Source organism: Massilia cellulosiltytica, assembly GCF_047325105.1.
Classification (GTDB): Bacteria; Pseudomonadota; Gammaproteobacteria; order Burkholderiales; family Burkholderiaceae_D; genus Telluria; species Telluria orientalis.
Map to the genome: position 1 here is coordinate 6,801,536 of NZ_CP168562.1, position 17,728 is coordinate 6,819,263.

A 17,728-nucleotide genomic window follows, 5' to 3' on the forward strand; every position below is an offset into this window, starting at 1 on the left:
TCGTTACGCCTGGCCTTCCGCCTGCAGCGGCGCAGCGGCGGCGGCGCTCGTGCGGCGCTCGCCGTTCAGCCAGCGCCGCACCGGATCTTCGTACAGGTAGAACGCCACGACGCCGACCAGGATCCCGATCACACCAGCCAGCTGGCGCTGCAACAGATGGTTCTGGTACGCCACGTACGCCAGTTGCTGCCAGACGTACACCGAAAACGAGCAGATCCCGAACCAGCGCAGCACCCCCACGGACAGCGCGTTGCGCAGCAGCGCCGGCGCGGTCCCGACATAGTTGATGGACACGGCCAGCAGCAGTGGTCCGAGCGTGATCGCGAGGATCGGCAGGCCCGTCCAGGTGAAGCACACGGCGCCGAGCGCCAGCGTCGCGGGAGCAATCCAGGCCGCGCCCGTGTGCAGCGCCGGCATCTCGTACCGCCACGCGCGCAGCGTGGCCGACGCAATCAGGCCCAACGCCGCGCATTCCGACCGTGCGAACCACGGCGACGCGCCGCCGGGTGGATAAAACGTGTAGTAGAGGTTAAGGCCGAGGCACGCGAGCGTGCTGAGCGCCAGCAGCCAGGTTCTCTTGACGCCGGCGGCCCCGGCCACGAGGGCCAGCAATGCCAGGTAGATATAGCTGTGCTCTTCGACGTTCAGCGACCAGAAATGCCCGATCTGCCAGGCGCCCGACCAGATACTGACGTCGGCCGGATAATAAGTGCGCGCAAACAGCAGCGTCGAGACCAGTTCGTCGGTCCGCACCTCGTACGGCTTCTGGTACCACGCCGCGCCCGCCAGTGCGAACGCCGCGGCGACATACAGCCAGTACGTCGGAACGATGCGGCTGATGCGGCGTTTAAAGAAGCGGCCCAGCGGCACGTTCTTGACGAACAGGAGTTCCCCCATCAGGTAGCCGGACAGCGCGAAGAACAGCGCGACGCCCAGCCTGCCCCCGCCACCGAGGCCGAAGTGCGATTGCAGGACGAGCACGATCGCAAGGCCGCGCCAACCGTCGAGGTACGGAATCGTTTTGGGGGATGTGGACATTGTCAGGCTGAAACAGAGGGATCAGTTGTGCAACTTACCATCTATTTGCCAATATGTTAACTTGAATTCTATCCAATAGTTGCGAATACGCTACGTCCTACAGCCGCGCCGCCAGCTCCGCCCCTTCGCGGATCGCCCGCTTCGCATCCAGCTCGGCCGCCAATGCCGCGCCGCCGATCTTGTGGAACGCCGGTCCGCCCTGCTGCCCTTCCGGCGGCATCAGTTCCGCCAGGCTTTCCTGCCCGGCGCAGATCACCACGTTGTCCACTTCCAGCAATTTCGCCTGCCCGCCCACGGTGATGTGCAGGCCCGCGTCGTCGATGCGGTCGTACTGCACGCCCGCCAGCATCGCGACGCCGTTGCGGGCCAGCGTGGCGCGGTGCACCCAGCCCGACGTCTTGCCCAGGCCCGCGCCCGGACGCGTCGCCTTGCGCTGCAGGAGCCAGATGCTGCGCGCGGGCGTCACGCCATGCGGCTTCACGAGGCCGCCCGGTGCGGCCACGTCCAGGTCGACGCCCCATTCGCCGGCCCAGTCCGCGACGGGCTGCGGGCGCGGCGCGTTGGCGTCGTGGACCAGGAACTCCGCCGTGTCGAAGCCGATGCCGCCGGCGCCGATGATCGCCACGCGCGGGCCGACGGGCGCGCGGTCGCGCAGCACGTCCAGGTAGGACAGCACCTTCGGATGAGCTATGCCCTCGATGCGGGGACGGCGCATCGTGACACCGGTGGCCACGATCACGTCGTCATAGCCGGCCGCGACGAGTTCCTCGCGCGTGACGCGCTGGCCGAGCCGCAGTTCCACGCCCGTCAGCTCCAGCTGGCGGCCGAAATAGCGGATGGTTTCCGCGAATTCTTCCTTGCCGGGGATGCGCATGGCGATGTTGAACTGGCCGCCGATCCGCTCAAGCGCATCGAACAACGTGACGGCATGGCCGCGCTGCGCCGCCACCGTCGCGGCGGACAATCCGGCCGGCCCGGCGCCGACGACGGCGATGCGCTTGCGCTGGCGTGTCGGCGTGTACACCAGTTCCGTCTCGTGGCACGCGCGCGGGTTCACGAGACAGGTCGCGCGCTTGTTGGCGAACGTGTGGTCCAGGCACGCCTGGTTGCAGGCGATGCACGTGTTGATGCGGTCCGCGTGGCCCGCCGCGGCCTTGTTCACCCAGTCGGGATCGGCCAGGAACGGCCGCGCCATCGACACCATATCCGCGCTGCCCTCGGCCAGCAGGCGCTCCGCGTCGGCCGGCATGTTGATGCGGTTCGACGCGACCACAGGAATCCTGACGGCATCCCGAAGCCGCGCCGCGACCGACGCAAACGCGGCGCGCGGCACCGACGTGACGATGGTCGGGATGCGTGCCTCGTGCCAGCCGTAGCCCGTGTTGAGGATCGTGGCGCCGGCGTTCTCCAGCGCCTGCGCCACCTGTACGACTTCGTCCCACGTGTTGCCGCCGTCGACGAGGTCCAGCAGGGAGTGACGGACCATCACGATGAACTCGCGCCCGACGGTCGCGCGGATGCGGCGCACGATCTCCACCGGCAGGCGCATGCGGTTCTCGATGCTGCCGCCCCACGCGTCCGTGCGGCGGTTCGTGCGTGCGCACAGGAACTGGTTGATCAGATAGCCTTCGCTGCCCATCACCTCGACGCCGTCGTAGCCGGCCTTCTGTGCCAACGTCGCGCAGCGGACATAGGCCGCGATGGTCGACTCGATGCCGCGTGCCGTCAGCGCGCGCGGGCGGAACGGAGAAATCGGCGACTTGACGTTCGAGGCCGACACGACGAGCGGCTGGTAGCCGTATCTGCCCGCGTGCAGGATCTGCAGCAGGATCTTGCCACCCTCTTCGTGCACGGCGCGCGTGACGCGGCGGTGATTGAACACGTCACCGCGGAAGTTCAGCGTGCCGCCGAAAGGCAGCAGCCAGCCCTGGCGGTTCGGCGAGATGCCGCCGGTGACGATCAGGCCCGCGCCGCCGCGCGCCCGCTCGCGGTAGAACGCGGCCAGTTTCCCGTAGTTCCAGAAGCGGTCTTCCAGCCCCGTGTGCATCGACCCCATGATCACGCGGTTCTTCAGCGTCGTGAAGCCGAGGTCGAGGGGGGACAGCAGGTGCGGATAAGCGGTGTCGGGGAGCGAGGCGGTCATGGGCACGACGTGAGTGATGATCCCGGCATTACACCGGGATTTCCTGGAGCCGTGGTTCTAATCGCAACACGCGCGAACGTCAGGCCGGATAACTCTCCGGCGTGCGCAGTTCCGCGAACTGCTCGATGCTGCCGATGCGCACCGTGACGGGATTCAGGCTCGTATGCGGCGCCAGGGAGCGCCACGCGAACTTCCACTCCTTTTCGCGCGCGTCGGAAATCGGGCGGGAAAAGGCCGAGCCCAGGCGCGAGCGGATGCCGTATTCGACCTGGCCGTCGATGCCGGCCCAGTTGGGCAAGGCGCGCTGGACGGCGCGGTGCAGGCGCTCGCCGAATTCTTCCGTGTTGTGGATGACGAGGCAGCTGTCGGCCGGGCCGAGGACGTCGAACAGGCCCCGGTTCCACGCCGTGGAAAACGACAGGGTCAGGAAACCGTTCTCGGGCTGGAGCTTGAACTGGCCGCTGGACAGCGCCAGTTCCAGCTCGGCGCGCAGGCCGTAGCGGTGCAGGGTGGGGGGACGTTGATAGTCGTTCATGATGGTCTCGATTCGTAAAAACTAGTCCGGCCCGACCGGCGCGTCGTGACGGTGGATACGCATGTAGCGGAACGAGACGGACACTTCGCGCAGCAGGAAAATGAAGCTGGCAATCAGGGCGACCATGGCCACCACGAACATGCCGGCGATGTAGCGGTCGAGCGGCAGATTGGTGGTATCGCCGAGGAACAGGCAGGCGATGATCACGCAGATCAGGAAGCCGCAGCCGGTGCTGGCCGTGATCGCATAATTGATCAGCCGCCAGCGCTGGTACAACACGTCGAGCTCCTCGCTGCAATCCGGATCCGGCCCCTTGCGCAGTTCGATCTTGAGGTCGCGCGTACGGTCGATGATGCGCGCGAGGCGGTTCATCAATACCGTCAGCTTGGTCGCCACGCCGGTCAGCAGGAACACGGGCGCGATCGACAGCTGGATGACATGGCCGATGTCGTTGGTCTGGATATTCATGCGGGTAGCTTGTCGTTATTGTAAGAAGCTGGGGACAGTGTAGCAGGCGGCGGCCTCTGTCCGAATCGACGTCGTTTCAATCGAAACGGCCGTGTCGCTTGAACTGTTCCGTGGCGGCGACGAGGGCGCGGGCGATGCCCGCTTCCAGCGCGCCGTGGCCGGCGTCCGGGATCATGCGCAGGCGCGAGCCGGCCCAGGCCTGGTGCAGGCGGTATGCGGACAGCGGCGGGCAGATCACGTCGTAGCGGCCCTGCACGATCACGGCCGGCAGGTGGGAGATACGGCCGACGTCGCGCAGCAGCTGGTCGGGTTCGAGGAAGCCGCCGTGCGCCATGTAGTGCGATTCGAGCCGGCCCACGCCCAGGTCGAGCGTGTCGGACGCGTGCTCTTCTTCCTGCGGCAGCAGGAACACGCGGCGCCCCTCGAAGCGGCTCCACGCGCGCGCGGCGGGCCAGTACTGCTGCGGATCGTCGCACAGCAGGCGCTTCGTGTACGCCTTCAGCAAATCGCCCCGTTCCTCGACGGGAATCGGCGCGATGAATTCGTCGTACAGCTCCGGATAGAACCACTGCACGCCGTACAGGAAGAATTCGATCTCGGCCGGCGTGCACAGGAAGATCCCGCGCAGGACGAAGCCGAGGCAGCGCTCCGGGTGCGCCTGCCCGTAGGCCAGCGCCAGGGTCGACCCCCACGAGCCGCCGAACACGAGCCAGCGCTCGATGCCGAACATGGCGCGCAGGCGTTCGATATCCTCGATGAGCAGCTGCGTCGTGTTGTTGCGCCACTCGCCCAGCGGCGTCGACTTGCCGGCGCCGCGCTGGTCGAACAGGATCACGCGGTAGGTGCTCGGGTCGAAGAAGCGGCGGTGCTGCGGCGACAGGCCCGCGCCCGGACCGCCGTGCAGGAACACGACGGGGATGCCGTTCGGGTTGCCCACTTCTTCCCAGTAGATCGTGTGCAGGTCGTCCACGGCCAGCATGCCATGACGGTTCGGGAGGATGGGCGGGAACAGCGACGGCGGCGTGGCGGGCATGATCGGTCAGCGAAAAAACGACAACCGATTGTAGCCTACCGCCCGGCCATTCTAGAAGAAAGTGTTGAGCGCGAAGCGTACCGCGTAGTCGTCGTCCACGGCCAGCAGCAGCGGCCAGCGGTCGAACGTCGTGCACGGATGCGAGATGCCGCAGCCGACCAGGTCCCCCACCGCGAGCATCTCGCGCACCGGGCCTTCCGGCAGGCGCAGGTACGCGTGCTGGTCGTTCATCTTGACGATCTCGCAGCCGTCCGGCAGCGCGTGCGCGGCGCCGGGACCGGGCCGATGGTGCCACAGCGGCACCGGCAGGCCGGCATCGTGCGACGCGTCGCGCTTGCCCATCGTGAGGATCGCGAGGCCCGGTTCGGGACGCGACTGCACGACGCTCCAGATCTCCAGCGCGGCCCGCAAACCCGCGCCGGGCTTGACGCCTTCGCGCGCGTCGAGTTGTTCGATGTGGCGCTGGTACATGCCATGGTCGCTCGTCAGGTAGCAGCCGCTGCGCAGCACGGGCACGAGCGGCAGCGACAGGCCGTGCAGCTCCTGGAAGCCGCGCGCGACGAGGTCGAAGTACGACGAGCCGCCCGCCGTCACGAGGATCTCGCGCGTGCCGAACAGGCCTTCGTCGTCGGCCTCGCGCACGAGCGCGCACAGGCGCGCGACGAAGCTGGACACGGCGCGCAGGTCGGCATCGTGGTCGTCCGATACCAGCAAGCCTTCATAGCCTTCGAAGCCGGCCAGCACGAGGCCCGGCGCGCGCTCGATGGCCCGCGCCACCGTCAGCGCTTCCTCCGGCGTGCGGCAGCCGGCGCGCTTGCCGGACAGGCCCAGTTCGACCAGCACGGATAAAGGACGCGTGAGCGGATGCGCATCGACTTCCTCGGCCAGGCGCGCCACGCCCGCGAGCGAATCGGCCAGCACGACGCATTCGAAGCCAGGATCCTCGTGCAGCAGCTGCAGCACCATGCGCACGTCGCTGCGCGCGACGAGCTGGTTCGCGACGAGCACGCGGCGCACGCCGAAGCGGTGCGCCACCCGCACCTGCACGGCGTTCGCCAGCGTGATGCCCCAGGCGCCGTTCGCGAGCTGGGCGCCGAACAGCTGCGGGCACATCGTCGTCTTCCCGTGCGGCGCGATGCGCACGCCGTGGCGGTCGCAGAAATCGCGCATCCACTCGAGGTTGTGGCGCAGCGCGGACGTTTTCAGTAGCGCGACGGGAAAACTCGTATCGCCATGCAGCACGTTCCAGCCCTGCACGCCGATCGCGCCCTGGCGCAGCGGCGCCGTCAACGGCAAGCCCTTCACGCCGGGCTGCAGCATCTGTTCTTCGAGGCTGGACAAGGCCAGCGCGCCGTGCGGCAATGCGTTCATGGTGTTTCCCTTCGCAACTCGTCCTCGAGGTCGACGCGCAGCAGGCCCGGCGTCGGCATCACGCCTTTCGACCCGGGCGTGCGGAAGATGCCGGGCAGGAGGTCGTCCTGCTGCAGCTGGGGCAGCAGCTCGGATAATAGCTCGTCCAGCGAAAAGGCTTGCGGTTCATAGCCATCCCATTCGAATTCCGCGCACAGCCGCGCGAACTCCTCGTCCGGCCACATCGCGAACACGAGCGTGCCGTCGTCCTTCTTCGCCAGCGCCCAGCCGTTGCGGTACAGGCCCCACACGGTACCCGACGCGGCCACCCGCTTGACGAAATATTCATAGCGCTGCGGCGCCGGCAGGCGCACCACGGCCTTCACTTGTTCAGCATCGATCATTCACTTTCCCCACGCGCGCCCGGCGGCGGCCGTCGGGACGAGCATACGACACCTTGGCCCCTGCACGGCGCGCAAGCCAGCCCGCTTCATTCGGGGTCAGAGCACATTTCACTGCAAATTCGGGGTCAGAGCACTTTTTCGAAACATGGTCTGCGGGGAAGATTGTCCCCTTGATGTGCTCTACTCGATGCGTACGTCACGGGAACGATGCAACCTCGTCGCTTTTACACATATGACGAAAAATGGCTCTGACCCCGAATTTCAGAAAAAATGTGCTCTGACCCCGAATCTGGTCATTAGTCGTCGAGCAATTGTTGCAGGCGGCGCGGGTAGTGGTTCAGGAAGTCGCGCGTGACGGCGTAGTGTTCTGTATCTTCGTAGCTGATCTCGGCGATGCCCGTGCCGTCGAAACTGAGGATCTTCGCGCGCGGGTACGCGAGCAGGATCGGCGAATGGGTCGCGATGATGAATTGCGCGCCCTCCTTCACGAGCCGGTCGATGACGGTCAGCGCGGCCAGCTGGCGGTTCGGGGACAGCGCGGCTTCCGGTTCATCCAGCAGATAAAAGCCTTCGCCTTTGAAATCCTGCAGCACGGCCATGAACGCTTCACCATGCGAGCGCAGGTGCAACGAAGGCCGCCCGCGGGGATCGGGCCCGAGGTCATCGAGATAGGTGAACACATTGAACAGGCTTTCCGCACGCAGAAAATAACTGTTGCGTGGCCAGCGCCAGCCCCTGGCGACCTTCAGAACGTGCTGCAGCGGCGACACGTCCTGCTGCTCCCGATACACGTTCTTCGTCCCGCCCTCCGCGGGCAACCCCAGCGCCACGGCGATCGCTTCCAGCACAGTGGACTTGCCCGCGCCGTTCTCGCCGACGAAAAAAGTGACGTCCGGATGCGGCTCGAGCACGCCCAGCTCGCGCACGGCCGGAATCGTGAACGGATAGCGTTCCAGGTCGATGTCGGCCTGCGGATCGACCTGGACGGAACGCAGGTAAGGCTTGGCGGTAAGCGGCGGCATGGTTGCTCCGGAAAATAAAACACCGCCCGGAGGCGGTGTCGATGCGTCGCAAGCGCGGCCGCTTACTGCATGTGCTGGCCGCCGTTGATGGCGATGTTGGCGCCGGTGACGAAGGCGGCTTCGTCCGACGACAGGTACGCGACCAGGCCGGCCACTTCTTCCGGCTTGCCCAGGCGGCCCATCGGGATCTGCGGCAGGATCTTCGATTCCAGCACTTCGGCCGGGATGTCGGTGACCATCTTGGTGCCGATGTAGCCCGGCGAGATGGTGTTCACGGTGACGCCCTTGCGCGCCACTTCCAGCGCCAGGGCCTTCGTGAAGCCGTGGATGCCGGCCTTGGCCGCCGAGTAGTTGGTCTGGCCGAACGCGCCCTTCTGGCCGTTGACGGACGAGATGTTGATGATGCGGCCCCAGCCGCGCTCGACCATGCCGTCGGCGACGGGCTTGGTCATGTTGAACACGGAATCCAGGTTGGTCTTCATGACCGCATCCCAGTTGACCTTGTCCATCTTCTTGAAAGTCATGTCGCGCGTGATACCGGCGTTGTTGACCAGCACGTCGACGGCGCCGACTTCCTGCACGACCTTGGCCACGCAGGCCTGGGCGGAGTCGTAATCGGACACGTCGCATTCGTACGCCTTGAAGTCATGGCCCTGTTCGCGCATCGCAGCAAGCCAGCCTTCCGCTTTCTTGCTGCCCGGCGAGTACGTCGTCACGACCTTGTAGCCGAGCGCCGCCAGCTTGATGCAGATCGCTTCACCCAGGCCGCCCATGCCGCCGGTCACTAATGCCACTCTAGCCATTGTCTTCTCCTAGTTTTTGCACACACTTGTTAACTACGGTTACCGGCACGGCGCCCCAGCGGTGGCGCCGTGCGGTGTTTAATCGCGCTCGACTGCCAGGGCAACGCCCATGCCGCCGCCGATGCACAGGGCAGCGAGGCCCTTCTTGGCGTCGCGGCGGACCATTTCGTGCAGCAGGCTCACCAGCACGCGCGCGCCCGAGGCGCCGATCGGGTGGCCCAGCGCGATCGCGCCGCCGTTGACGTTGATCTTCGACGTGTCCCAGCCCATCTGCTTGTTGACGGCGACGGCCTGGGCGGCGAAGGCTTCGTTGATTTCCATCAGGTCGACTTCTTCGTGCTTCCAGCCGGCCTTTTCCAGCGCCTGGCGGGCGGCGTCGACGGGGCCCATGCCCATGATGGCCGGGTCCAGGCCGGCCGACGAATACGCCTTGATGCGGGCGATCGGGGTCAGGCCCAGTTCCTTCGCTTTCGAGGCCGACATCATGATCACGGCGGCGGCGCCGTCGTTCAGGCCGGAGGCGTTGCCGGCGGTGACGCTGCCCTCCTTGTTGAAGGCCGGACGCAGGCTGGACAGGCCTTCCAGCGTGGCGCCGTGCTTCGGATACTCGTCGGTATCGAACACGGTGGTGCCCTTCTTGGAAGCGATCTCGATCGGGATGATCTCGTCCTTGAACTTGCCGGCCTTTTGCGCGGCTTCCGCCTTCAGCTGCGACTGCAGCGCGAATTCGTCCTGTTCCTGGCGCGAGATGTCGTACTTGCGCGCGACGTTCTCGGCCGTCACGCCCATGTGGTACTGGTTGTAGACATCCCACAGGCCGTCGACGATCATCGTGTCGGTCAGCTTGGCATCGCCCATGCGGAAGCCGTCGCGCGAACCGTTCAGCACGTGCGGCGAGGCGCTCATGTTCTCCTGGCCGCCGGCGATCACGATCGAGGCGTCGCCGCACTTGATGGCCTGGGCCGCCAGGTGGGTGGCGCGCAGGCCGGAACCGCACACCATGTTCAGGGTGAACGCCGGCACCTTGTCCGGCAGGCCGCTCTTGATGACCGCCTGGCGGGCCGGGTTCTGGCCGACGCCGGCCGTCAGGACCTGGCCCATGATGACTTCGCTGACCGCGGCCGGGTCGATGCCGGTCTTCGTCAGCAGGTGCTTGATGACCTGGGCGCCTAGCTCGGCAGCCGGAATTTTTGAGAGCGTGCCACCGAACTTGCCGATTGCAGTACGGCCGGCGGCCACGATTACGACATCTTCCATATCAATCTCCGGTATCCCGGCCCCAGCGGCCGGGGTTCAATGAGTGGACAGCCCTGCTGTCGGCCTTTTTCTGCCCAGGCCTGGAAGAATTCGAAAACCAGCACAACGCGCGCTTGAGGAATCGCATTCTCCGCTCAAGCTTGGACAGAAAGCCAACAATATTAGTGACCTCGCTTAAATCTTGTTTAAGCAAAATCAATCTTATCAGCTTATTCATCGGAAAAAACAGCCTTTTTATTGATTTTGCTTAAGGCTGAGCATCTTTATCAGACATTATTTTTGTTCAGGAAACAGGAGTTTCCAGTCATCCAAACCTGAGCCAAAACCCTTTTCCGTTGAGTGAAATTTCACAGTAGAATGCACGGGCTAAGCCAACCACATTGATTTATGCCCAAAAGCTCGAGCTCCCTGCCCATCGAAATCAAGATCTCCACGGTCGTGGCCATTTCGACCATCCTGCATTCGGCCGATCCGATCGCGATCGATGCCGCGCTGAAGCAGATGACCGGGGGTGTGTCGGATTTTTTCGAGGATGAATTTGCCGTCATCGACGTCGCCGGCATCGCCGACGACGCCGCGCACATCGATTGGGAGGCGCTGGTCGCGCTGCTCAGGAAGTACCGCCTGAACGCCGTCGCCGTGCGCGGCGCGCCGGCCGCGCTGCACGATGTGATCCGCGCCCACGACCTGTTCCTGGACGACGGCACCAGCGGCTTGCAAACGAGCGCCGGCCGCGAACGGGAGATGCCCGCGGCACCGGTCGAAGCGGCAGAGCCCACCGCCGAATCTGCACCATCGCCCGCGCCGGCCCCTGCGGCACCGGTGCACGCGATGATCGTCGACACGCCGGTCCGTGCCGGTCAGCGCATCTACGCGCGCGGCACCGACCTGATCGTGACCGCCGTCGTGAACAATGGCGCCGAGCTCATCGCCGACGGCAGCATCCACGTGTACGCGCCGCTGCACGGCCGCGCGCTGGCGGGGGCGTCGGGCAATGCGGGCGCGCGCATCTTCGCGCTGCAGTTACAACCAGAACTGGTGTCGATCGCGGGCGTTTACCGGACGTTCGACGAAGGTTTCCCGGCAGAGGTCGCACGCCAGCCGGCACAAATCCGTTTGGTCGGCGACCGAATCGATATATCATCGCTGGGTTCGGCGACCCGCAATTAAGGCGCGCCCCTGTACCAGCACTGACCAGATACTGAAAAGGACACAGTTTTTTCATGGCAAGAATTATCGTTGTAACGTCCGGTAAAGGTGGTGTGGGCAAGACCACCTCGAGCGCAAGCTTCTCGACCGGCCTCGCACTGCGCGGCCACAAGACCGTCGTCATCGATTTCGACGTCGGCCTGCGCAACCTCGACCTGATCATGGGTTGCGAACGCCGCGTCGTGTACGACCTGATCAACGTCATCAACGGCGAAGCGAGCCTGACCCAGGCCCTGATCAAGGACAAGCACTGCGACAACCTGTTCATCCTGCCGGCTTCGCAGACGCGCGACAAGGACGCGCTGTCGGAAGAAGGCGTGGAAAACGTGCTGAACGAGCTGGTCAAGATGGACTTCGAGTTCATCATCTGCGACTCGCCGGCCGGCATCGAGCACGGCGCCCTGATGGCGCTGACGTTCGCCGACGAGGCGCTGATCGTCACCAACCCGGAAGTCTCGTCCGTGCGCGATTCCGACCGCATCCTCGGCATCCTGCAAGCCAAGTCGCGCCGCGCCCAGAGCGGCGGCGAACCGGTCAAGGAACACCTCTTGATCACCCGCTACTCGCCGCGCCGCGTGGAAAACGACGAAATGCTGTCGTACCAGGACGTGCAGGAAATCCTGCGCATCCCCCTGCTCGGCATCATTCCGGAATCGGAAGCCGTGCTGCACGCGTCGAACCAGGGCAACCCGGCCATCCACTTCAAGGATACCGACGTGGCCCAGGCCTACCAGGACGTCGTGTCCCGCTTCCTGGGCGAAGAGATCCCGCTGCGCTTCACCAGTTACGAAAAGCCGGGCTTCCTGCAGCGTCTGTTCGGAGCGAAGTGACATGCCTCTGCTCTCATTCCTGTTTCCCAAGAATCAGAAAAGCGCGACGGCGGCCAAGGAAAGGCTGCAGATCATCATCGCCCGCGAACGCAGCGGCCGCGGCGGACCGGACTTCCTGCCCGCCCTGCACCGCGAGCTGATCGAAGTGATCTCCAAGTACACCAAGGTCAACGCCGAGGACATCAAGATTTCCCTCGACCGCCAGGGCAACCTGGAAGTGCTCGACGTCAACGTCGTCCTGCCGGACGCCTGATTCCGTCTTTCCGCCGCGCCGGGGTGTTCACGCCGGCGCGGCTGCCACCTCGCGCGCGACGCGCGTGCAGGCGTCGATGTGCTGGTAGCCCATCTGCCTGAATAACGCAAAGCCGATCGCGGCCGACGCGACCTGCCCCGCCAGCGGCACGATCTTCGCCGCCGACTTGGCCGCCAGCTTGGCACCCGACTTCTGTAACAGCTTCAGCACCAGTTCCTTCGTCACGATCTTGCCCACGAGCGTACTGCCGATGGCCGCCACGGCCTGGTAAGTGGCGATGCGCATGCGCGGCTGCAGTCGGTCGATCTGCTCCGGCGACAGGCCGAACGCCCGGTTGATCTCTTCCACCATGACGGCAAAGCTGGACAGGTCCGCGACGATGTCCACGCCCGGCACCGGGATCACGGATACGCCCGCCGAAATGGCCGCGCGCTTGCGCACGAGGCCGCGGCAGCGTTCGCGCACGCGTTCGATGTCCTCGCTGGAGACCGGCAACAGGGCCAATTCGCCGTCCTGACTCTTCTTCTTGAACATGTTAGCTCCTCAACCACAATGTTGAAGCCAGTGTAACCGGGAGTTTGTCTCCGGCCTGACACAACTATGACGCAATTTCCCAACGAAAATGTGAATTTATCTGAGGCATCGGTAGCTTTGCGTTTTAAAAGTCTGATATATTTAGTGACATTGTAGGAATGTTCCTACAGTGACGTCCTACAGTCCCACAGCCGAGACAGCCTGAACATCATGAGAATATCCGTACTGGACAACGACACGACCCAGGCAGAACTCATCTGCCAAGTTCTGAACGGAGCTGGGCACAGCTGTCAAGCATTTGACAGTGGTAAAGAATTGCTGGGGCAACTCCGCAAGGACAGCACCGACCTGCTGATCGTCGACTGGCAAGTGACCGACGTCCCGGCGGCGGAACTCCTGCGCCGCGCCAAGGAAAAACTGGCGCCGAATACCCCGACGATGTTCCTGGCCGGCAGCTCGGCCGAAGACGACATCGTGGCCGGCGTCACGGCCGGTGCCGACGACTACCTCGTCAAGCCGCTGCGCCGCGGCGAGCTGGTCGCACGCACGCAGGCCCTGCTGCGCCGGGCGTACCCGTCGCAGAATGGTGCCGAACAGTTACAGTTCGGTCCGTACGTGTTCGAGACCCGCCCGGGCCGCCTGATGATGGACGGCGAGCAGATCGACGTCACGCACAAGGAATTCAACCTGGCGCTGCTGTTTTTCCGCAACCTGGGCCGTCCGCTGTCGCGTGCGTACATCCACGAATCGATCTGGGTGCGCGAAACGGCCGTCCCGTCGCGTACGATGGACACCCACGTTTCGCGCGTCCGCAACAAACTGCGCCTGCGTCCGGAGAACGGTTTCCGCCTCGTGCCGGTATATAGCTACGGCTACAGGCTGGAAAAGCTGGGCGCGTGAAACCCTGACGCTGTAGGGGTATAATGGGCGCGCTGCCCAATTTTTGATCACCCATGCAACTGCTCGCCGTCGGCCTCAATCACACCACAGCACCGGTCTCGCTGCGCGAGCAACTGGCGCTGGCGCCTGAGCAGCTGGGCGACGCGGTGCAGGCGGCGCGCGGGTGGTTTTCAAGATTTAATACCCGCGGCGAAGACGAAGCGGCGCTGCTCTCCACGTGCAACCGCACCGAGATGTACGCCGCCAGCTGCGCACCCGACCCGCTCGATGCATCCGCGCGCTTTCTCGCGGATTACCACGACCTGAATTTCGCCGACCTGCGCCCGCATTTGTACATGCTGCCGCAGCACGACGCCGTGCGCCACGCATTCCGCGTCGCCTCCGGCCTCGATTCGATGGTGCTGGGCGAGGCCCAGATCCTCGGCCAGATGAAGGATGCCGTGCGCGTTGCCGACGAGGCGGGCGGCCTCGGCACCTATCTGCACCAGCTGTTCCAGCGCAGCTTCGCCGTGGCGAAGGAAGTGCGCTCGACGACCGAGATCGGCGCGCACAGCGTGTCGATGGCCGCCGCCGCCGTGCGCCTGTCGGAACGCATCTTCGATCGCGTCAGCGAGCAGAACGTCCTCTTCATCGGCGCCGGCGAGATGATCGAGCTGTGCGCGACGCACTTCGCCGCCCACAATCCAAAGTCGATCACGATCGCCAACCGCACGCTGGCGCGCGGCGAAGCGCTGGCGGCGCGCTTCAACGGCAGCGCGATCGGTCTCGCCGACCTTTCCGAACGCCTGGCGCAGTTCGACGTCGTCATCGCCTCCACCGGCTCCACCTTGCCGCTGATCGGCAAGGGCCTCGTCGAACGCGCCATCAAGGCGCGCCGGCACCGGCCGATGTTCATGGTCGACCTGGCCGTCCCGCGCGACATCGAGCCGGAAGTGGGCCGCCTGAACGACGTGTTCCTGTACACGGTCGACGACCTGGCCGAGGTGGTGCGCACCGGCGTCGAAAGCCGCCAGGCCGCCGTCGCCCAGGCCGAGGCCATCATCGAGACACGCGTGCAGTCGTTCATGCACTGGATCGGCGACCGCGCCGTGGTGCCCGTCATCCGCGACATGCACGAATCGAGCGAAGCGATGCGCCTGGCCGAACTGGAACGGGCGCGCAAGCTGCTCGCCAAGGGCGAAGACATCGAGACGGTGCTCGACGCCCTGTCGAAGGGCCTCACCGCGAAATTCCTGCACGGCCCGCAACAGGCCCTGCACCGCGCCCAGGGCGACGAACGCGCCCGCCTCGCGAGTTTGCTGCCCCAGCTGTTCCGCGGCCGCCGTTAGCGGCCTGCACTCCTCCGCCGTATCCGCGTGCCGCTTCCCGCGGCTTGTCCGCTGTCATTCCGATAAGAACACCCTATGAAACCATCCATGCTGGCCAAGCTGGACCAACTGGCCAACCGCCTCGTCGAACTGGACGAACTCCTGATGTCCGAAGGCGCCACCGCGAACATGGACAGCTTCCGCAAGCTGAATCGCGAACACGCCGAACTGAGCCCGCTGGTGGCCGTCTACCGCCAGTACCAGACCGCGCAGGCCGACATCGACGCCGCGCAGGAGATGCTCGCCGACCCGGACATGAAGGAATTCGCGCAGGACGAGATCGACGCGGCGAAGGCGCGCATGGCGGAACTGGATCTCGAGCTGCAGAAGATGCTGCTGCCGAAGGACGAGAACGACGAGCGCAACATCTTCCTCGAGATCCGCGCCGGCACGGGCGGCGACGAATCCGCGCTGTTCGCGGGCGACCTGCTGCGCATGTACACGCGCTACGCGGAGCGCAACCGCTGGCAGGTGGAGATGGTGTCGGAATCGCCGTCCGACCTGGGCGGCTACCGCGAAGTCATCGTGCGCATCGTCGGCCAGGGCGCCTACTCGAAACTGAAATTCGAGTCGGGCGGCCACCGCGTGCAGCGCGTGCCGGCGACGGAGACGCAGGGCCGCATCCACACCTCCGCCTGCACCGTCGCCGTGATGCCGGAGGCGGACGAAGTGGAGGACGTGCAGATCAATCCGGCCGACCTGCGCATCGACACCTACCGCGCTTCGGGCGCCGGCGGCCAGCACATCAACAAGACGGATTCCGCCGTCCGCCTGACGCACCTGCCGACCGGCATCGTCGTCGAATGCCAGGACGACCGCAGCCAGCACAAGAACAAGGCGCAGGCCATGAAAGTCCTCGCCGCGCGCATCAAGGACGTGCAATTGCGCGAGCAGCAGAGCAAGGAAGCGGCAACCCGTAAAAGCCTGATCGGCTCGGGCGACCGCAGCGAGCGTATCCGCACCTACAACTTCCCGCAGGGCCGCCTGACCGACCACCGCATCAACCTGACGCTCTATAAACTGGACATGATCATGGACGGCGACCTGGCCGAACTGACGAACGCCCTGTCGGCCGAGCACCAGGCCGAACAATTGGCAGCGCTGGGGGATTGATCAACCACAAACCGGGGTCAGAGCCCGTTTTTGGGAAATTTCCAAAAATCGGGCTCTGACCCCGGTATTAAGACGGTTATAAGTTGCTAGACTGAAAATATCCTTTTCGACCTCAACCAGGAAGCCCATGTCCTCGTCCCGCAATCTCCTGCTCGCCATCGCCGCCGTCAGCATCGCCCTGATCGGTGCGGCCCTGTATCTCCAGCACGTGAAGGGCCTGCTGCCCTGCCCGCTGTGCGTGATCCAGCGCTACCTCTACCTCGGCATCGCGATCTTCAGCCTGGTCGGCGCCTTCGCCGACAAGATCAAGGCCGGCGCCGGGCTCGCGCTGCTGTGCGCGCTGGGCGGCCTCGGCTATGTCGGCAAGCATTTGTACGTGCTGGCGCACCCGGGCTTTTCGTGCGGCATCGATCCGATGCAGACGACGCTCAACAAGATCCCGACCGCGACCCTGTTGCCCGGCCTGTTCCGCGCCGACGGCCTGTGCGAAGCGGCGCAGGAGACCGTGTTCGGCCTGAACGTGCCGCAGTGGTCGGCCGTGTGGTTCACGATCCTCACGCTGGCCCTCGTCTGGGTGCTGGTGCGGCGCGCGCGCTGATGACCATCCAGCCCGGCGCCACCATCGCGGCCGTGCAGGCAAGCCTGCCGCTCGACCCGCTGGAAAACCGTATCCTCCTGTGCGAGGCGACGGGTCTTACCCGCGTCCAGTTGATCACGCAGGGCGACCGCGCCCTCACGCCGGACGAAGCGTCGCGCCTGGACGATCTCGTGGCGCGCCGGCTGCGCGGCGAACCGATCGCCTACATCGTCGGCCGGCGCGAATTCTTCGGCCTCGATTTCCAGGTCGGCCCCGCCGTGCTGATTCCCCGCCCGGACACGGAACTGATCGTCGAACTGTCACTCGAGCGCCTGCCGGACAACGCACCGCGCCTGCTCGACATGGGGACCGGAAGCGGCGCCATCGCCGTCGCCGTCGCGCACACGCGGCCGGATGCCGACGTCACCGCGCTGGACGTCAGCCCGGACGCGCTGGCCGTCGCCCAGGCGAATGCGGCCGCCAACGGCGCGCGCGTGCGCTTCTTGGAGAGCAGCTGGTTCGATGCGCTCGCCGCCGGGGAAACCTTCGACGTCATCGCCTCCAACCCGCCCTATATCGCGGCCGGCGACGAGCACCTCGTCCAGGGCGATTTGCGCTTCGAACCGGTCGGCGCGCTGACGGACCATGCGGACGGCCTGTCCGCGCTGCGCATCATCATCCAGGGCAGCGCGCGCCACCTCGCGCCGGGCGGCTGGCTGCTGCTCGAGCACGGCTACGACCAGGCGGCGGCCGTGCGCGCGCTGCTGGCGGTCGCCGGCTTCACCGACGTGCAAAGCTGGCAGGACCTGGCCGGGATCGAGCGCGTGAGCGGCGGCCGGTTCGGCTGATCGTCTCCCCGGCGCGCTCCGGACGCCCCGTTTGTTACAATTTC

At 65.5% G+C, this 17,728-nt stretch carries 19 protein-coding genes; 8 read left to right on the top strand and 11 right to left on the bottom strand.

All coding sequences use genetic code 11. The features are described from left to right. Positions 1 to 3: 3 nt before the first annotated feature. From ACEN9H_RS29855 to ACEN9H_RS29900, 10 genes are all read right to left on the bottom strand, one after another. Positions 4 to 1,038, bottom strand: coding sequence for an acyltransferase family protein (locus ACEN9H_RS29855; RefSeq protein WP_160407023.1), 1,035 nt, complete (start codon positions 1,036 to 1,038; stop codon positions 4 to 6). Positions 1,039 to 1,135: 97 nt separating this feature from the next. Next, entirely contained in the window at positions 1,136 to 3,181 is a 2,046-nt protein-coding gene (locus ACEN9H_RS29860; RefSeq protein ID WP_413673083.1) for an FAD-dependent oxidoreductase, read from the bottom strand. A 79-nt stretch (positions 3,182 to 3,260) separates the two neighbouring features. Next, entirely contained in the window at positions 3,261 to 3,716 is a 456-nt protein-coding gene (locus tag ACEN9H_RS29865) for a hypothetical protein (RefSeq protein WP_371764156.1), read from the bottom strand. 21 nt (positions 3,717 to 3,737) lie between these two features. Next, the gene (locus tag ACEN9H_RS29870; protein ID WP_056134022.1) at positions 3,738 to 4,184 is read right to left on the bottom strand and encodes a DUF2721 domain-containing protein; all 447 of its coding nucleotides are present in this window, start codon (positions 4,182 to 4,184) and stop codon (positions 3,738 to 3,740) included. A gap of 76 nt (positions 4,185 to 4,260) precedes the next feature. Next, entirely contained in the window at positions 4,261 to 5,217 is a 957-nt protein-coding gene (pip, locus tag ACEN9H_RS29875) for a prolyl aminopeptidase (protein WP_056134018.1), read from the bottom strand. 51 nt (positions 5,218 to 5,268) lie between these two features. Further along, positions 5,269 to 6,588 carry an amino acid deaminase gene (locus ACEN9H_RS29880; RefSeq protein WP_413673084.1) on the bottom strand — a complete coding sequence of 440 codons (1,320 nt, stop codon included), beginning with the start codon at positions 6,586 to 6,588 and terminating at the stop codon, positions 5,269 to 5,271. After that, positions 6,585 to 6,971 carry a DUF2750 domain-containing protein gene (locus ACEN9H_RS29885; protein ID WP_056134013.1) on the bottom strand — a complete coding sequence of 129 codons (387 nt, stop codon included), beginning with the start codon at positions 6,969 to 6,971 and terminating at the stop codon, positions 6,585 to 6,587. The genes ACEN9H_RS29880 and ACEN9H_RS29885 overlap by 4 nt, the downstream gene beginning before the upstream one ends. Before the next feature lie 296 nt (positions 6,972 to 7,267). Then, on the bottom strand, positions 7,268 to 7,993 hold the full coding sequence (locus tag ACEN9H_RS29890; protein ID WP_371770459.1) for an AAA family ATPase: 726 nt from the start codon (positions 7,991 to 7,993) through the stop codon (positions 7,268 to 7,270). A 62-nt stretch (positions 7,994 to 8,055) separates the two neighbouring features. Next, the gene (gene phbB / locus ACEN9H_RS29895; protein ID WP_056134010.1) at positions 8,056 to 8,796 is read right to left on the bottom strand and encodes an acetoacetyl-CoA reductase; all 741 of its coding nucleotides are present in this window, start codon (positions 8,794 to 8,796) and stop codon (positions 8,056 to 8,058) included. A gap of 78 nt (positions 8,797 to 8,874) precedes the next feature. Continuing rightward, positions 8,875 to 10,053 carry an acetyl-CoA C-acetyltransferase gene (locus ACEN9H_RS29900; RefSeq protein WP_413673085.1) on the bottom strand — a complete coding sequence of 393 codons (1,179 nt, stop codon included), beginning with the start codon at positions 10,051 to 10,053 and terminating at the stop codon, positions 8,875 to 8,877. Between the two features lie 387 nt (positions 10,054 to 10,440). Here ACEN9H_RS29900 and minC point away from each other — a divergent pair, with 387 nt between their 5' ends. Genes minC through minE form a run of 3 tightly spaced genes read left to right on the top strand, consistent with a single transcriptional unit; the run spans position 10,441 to position 12,345 of the window. After that, the gene (minC, locus tag ACEN9H_RS29905) at positions 10,441 to 11,223 is read left to right on the top strand and encodes a septum site-determining protein MinC (RefSeq protein WP_413673086.1); all 783 of its coding nucleotides are present in this window, start codon (positions 10,441 to 10,443) and stop codon (positions 11,221 to 11,223) included. A gap of 53 nt (positions 11,224 to 11,276) precedes the next feature. Continuing rightward, positions 11,277 to 12,092 (top strand): septum site-determining protein MinD, encoded by an 816-nt coding sequence (gene minD, locus ACEN9H_RS29910; protein ID WP_056134002.1) that lies wholly within the window; start codon positions 11,277 to 11,279, stop codon positions 12,090 to 12,092. A gap of 1 nt (position 12,093) precedes the next feature. Next, on the top strand, positions 12,094 to 12,345 hold the full coding sequence (minE, locus tag ACEN9H_RS29915; protein ID WP_036231293.1) for a cell division topological specificity factor MinE: 252 nt from the start codon (positions 12,094 to 12,096) through the stop codon (positions 12,343 to 12,345). 27 nt (positions 12,346 to 12,372) lie between these two features. On the opposite strand, the gene ACEN9H_RS29920 is transcribed toward minE, so the two are convergent. Beyond that, positions 12,373 to 12,879, bottom strand: coding sequence for a DUF697 domain-containing protein (locus tag ACEN9H_RS29920; protein ID WP_056133999.1), 507 nt, complete (start codon positions 12,877 to 12,879; stop codon positions 12,373 to 12,375). Positions 12,880 to 13,089: 210 nt separating this feature from the next. On the opposite strand from ACEN9H_RS29920, the gene ACEN9H_RS29925 reads away from it, so the two are divergent. The 5 genes from ACEN9H_RS29925 to prmC all read left to right on the top strand — a co-directional run bounded on the left by ACEN9H_RS29925 (position 13,090) and on the right by prmC (position 17,684). Then, the gene (locus ACEN9H_RS29925; RefSeq protein ID WP_056133996.1) at positions 13,090 to 13,779 is read left to right on the top strand and encodes a response regulator transcription factor; all 690 of its coding nucleotides are present in this window, start codon (positions 13,090 to 13,092) and stop codon (positions 13,777 to 13,779) included. 53 nt (positions 13,780 to 13,832) lie between these two features. Continuing rightward, on the top strand, positions 13,833 to 15,107 hold the full coding sequence (hemA, locus tag ACEN9H_RS29930) for a glutamyl-tRNA reductase (protein ID WP_413673087.1): 1,275 nt from the start codon (positions 13,833 to 13,835) through the stop codon (positions 15,105 to 15,107). 75 nt (positions 15,108 to 15,182) lie between these two features. Further along, positions 15,183 to 16,259: a peptide chain release factor 1 gene (gene prfA, locus ACEN9H_RS29935; protein ID WP_056133989.1), complete on the top strand. Its 1,077-nt coding sequence runs from the start codon at positions 15,183 to 15,185 to the stop codon at positions 16,257 to 16,259. A gap of 127 nt (positions 16,260 to 16,386) precedes the next feature. After that, positions 16,387 to 16,857, top strand: coding sequence for a disulfide bond formation protein B (locus ACEN9H_RS29940; RefSeq protein ID WP_413673088.1), 471 nt, complete (start codon positions 16,387 to 16,389; stop codon positions 16,855 to 16,857). Next, positions 16,857 to 17,684: a peptide chain release factor N(5)-glutamine methyltransferase gene (gene prmC, locus ACEN9H_RS29945; protein ID WP_413673089.1), complete on the top strand. Its 828-nt coding sequence runs from the start codon at positions 16,857 to 16,859 to the stop codon at positions 17,682 to 17,684. The genes ACEN9H_RS29940 and prmC overlap by 1 nt, the downstream gene beginning before the upstream one ends. The last annotated feature ends 44 nt before the right edge of the window (positions 17,685 to 17,728 follow it).

What these genes read in the sequence shown, in the direction of transcription:
- ACEN9H_RS29855 (WP_160407023.1), bottom strand. Translation starts at nt 1,038, where the DNA reads ATGTCCACATCCCCCAAAACGATTCCGTACCTCGACGGTTGGCGCGGC.
- ACEN9H_RS29860 (WP_413673083.1), bottom strand. Translation starts at nt 3,181, where the DNA reads ATGACCGCCTCGCTCCCCGACACCGCTTATCCGCACCTGCTGTCCCCC.
- ACEN9H_RS29865 (WP_371764156.1), bottom strand. Translation starts at nt 3,716, where the DNA reads ATGAACGACTATCAACGTCCCCCCACCCTGCACCGCTACGGCCTGCGC.
- ACEN9H_RS29870 (WP_056134022.1), bottom strand. Translation starts at nt 4,184, where the DNA reads ATGAATATCCAGACCAACGACATCGGCCATGTCATCCAGCTGTCGATC.
- pip (WP_056134018.1), bottom strand. Translation starts at nt 5,217, where the DNA reads ATGCCCGCCACGCCGCCGTCGCTGTTCCCGCCCATCCTCCCGAACCGT.
- ACEN9H_RS29880 (WP_413673084.1), bottom strand. Translation starts at nt 6,588, where the DNA reads ATGAACGCATTGCCGCACGGCGCGCTGGCCTTGTCCAGCCTCGAAGAA.
- ACEN9H_RS29885 (WP_056134013.1), bottom strand. Translation starts at nt 6,971, where the DNA reads ATGATCGATGCTGAACAAGTGAAGGCCGTGGTGCGCCTGCCGGCGCCG.
- ACEN9H_RS29890 (WP_371770459.1), bottom strand. Translation starts at nt 7,993, where the DNA reads ATGCCGCCGCTTACCGCCAAGCCTTACCTGCGTTCCGTCCAGGTCGAT.
- phbB (WP_056134010.1), bottom strand. Translation starts at nt 8,796, where the DNA reads ATGGCTAGAGTGGCATTAGTGACCGGCGGCATGGGCGGCCTGGGTGAA.
- ACEN9H_RS29900 (WP_413673085.1), bottom strand. Translation starts at nt 10,053, where the DNA reads ATGGAAGATGTCGTAATCGTGGCCGCCGGCCGTACTGCAATCGGCAAG.
- minC (WP_413673086.1), top strand. Translation starts at nt 10,441, where the DNA reads ATGCCCAAAAGCTCGAGCTCCCTGCCCATCGAAATCAAGATCTCCACG.
- minD (WP_056134002.1), top strand. Translation starts at nt 11,277, where the DNA reads ATGGCAAGAATTATCGTTGTAACGTCCGGTAAAGGTGGTGTGGGCAAG.
- minE (WP_036231293.1), top strand. Translation starts at nt 12,094, where the DNA reads ATGCCTCTGCTCTCATTCCTGTTTCCCAAGAATCAGAAAAGCGCGACG.
- ACEN9H_RS29920 (WP_056133999.1), bottom strand. Translation starts at nt 12,879, where the DNA reads ATGTTCAAGAAGAAGAGTCAGGACGGCGAATTGGCCCTGTTGCCGGTC.
- ACEN9H_RS29925 (WP_056133996.1), top strand. Translation starts at nt 13,090, where the DNA reads ATGAGAATATCCGTACTGGACAACGACACGACCCAGGCAGAACTCATC.
- hemA (WP_413673087.1), top strand. Translation starts at nt 13,833, where the DNA reads ATGCAACTGCTCGCCGTCGGCCTCAATCACACCACAGCACCGGTCTCG.
- prfA (WP_056133989.1), top strand. Translation starts at nt 15,183, where the DNA reads ATGAAACCATCCATGCTGGCCAAGCTGGACCAACTGGCCAACCGCCTC.
- ACEN9H_RS29940 (WP_413673088.1), top strand. Translation starts at nt 16,387, where the DNA reads ATGTCCTCGTCCCGCAATCTCCTGCTCGCCATCGCCGCCGTCAGCATC.
- prmC (WP_413673089.1), top strand. Translation starts at nt 16,857, where the DNA reads ATGACCATCCAGCCCGGCGCCACCATCGCGGCCGTGCAGGCAAGCCTG.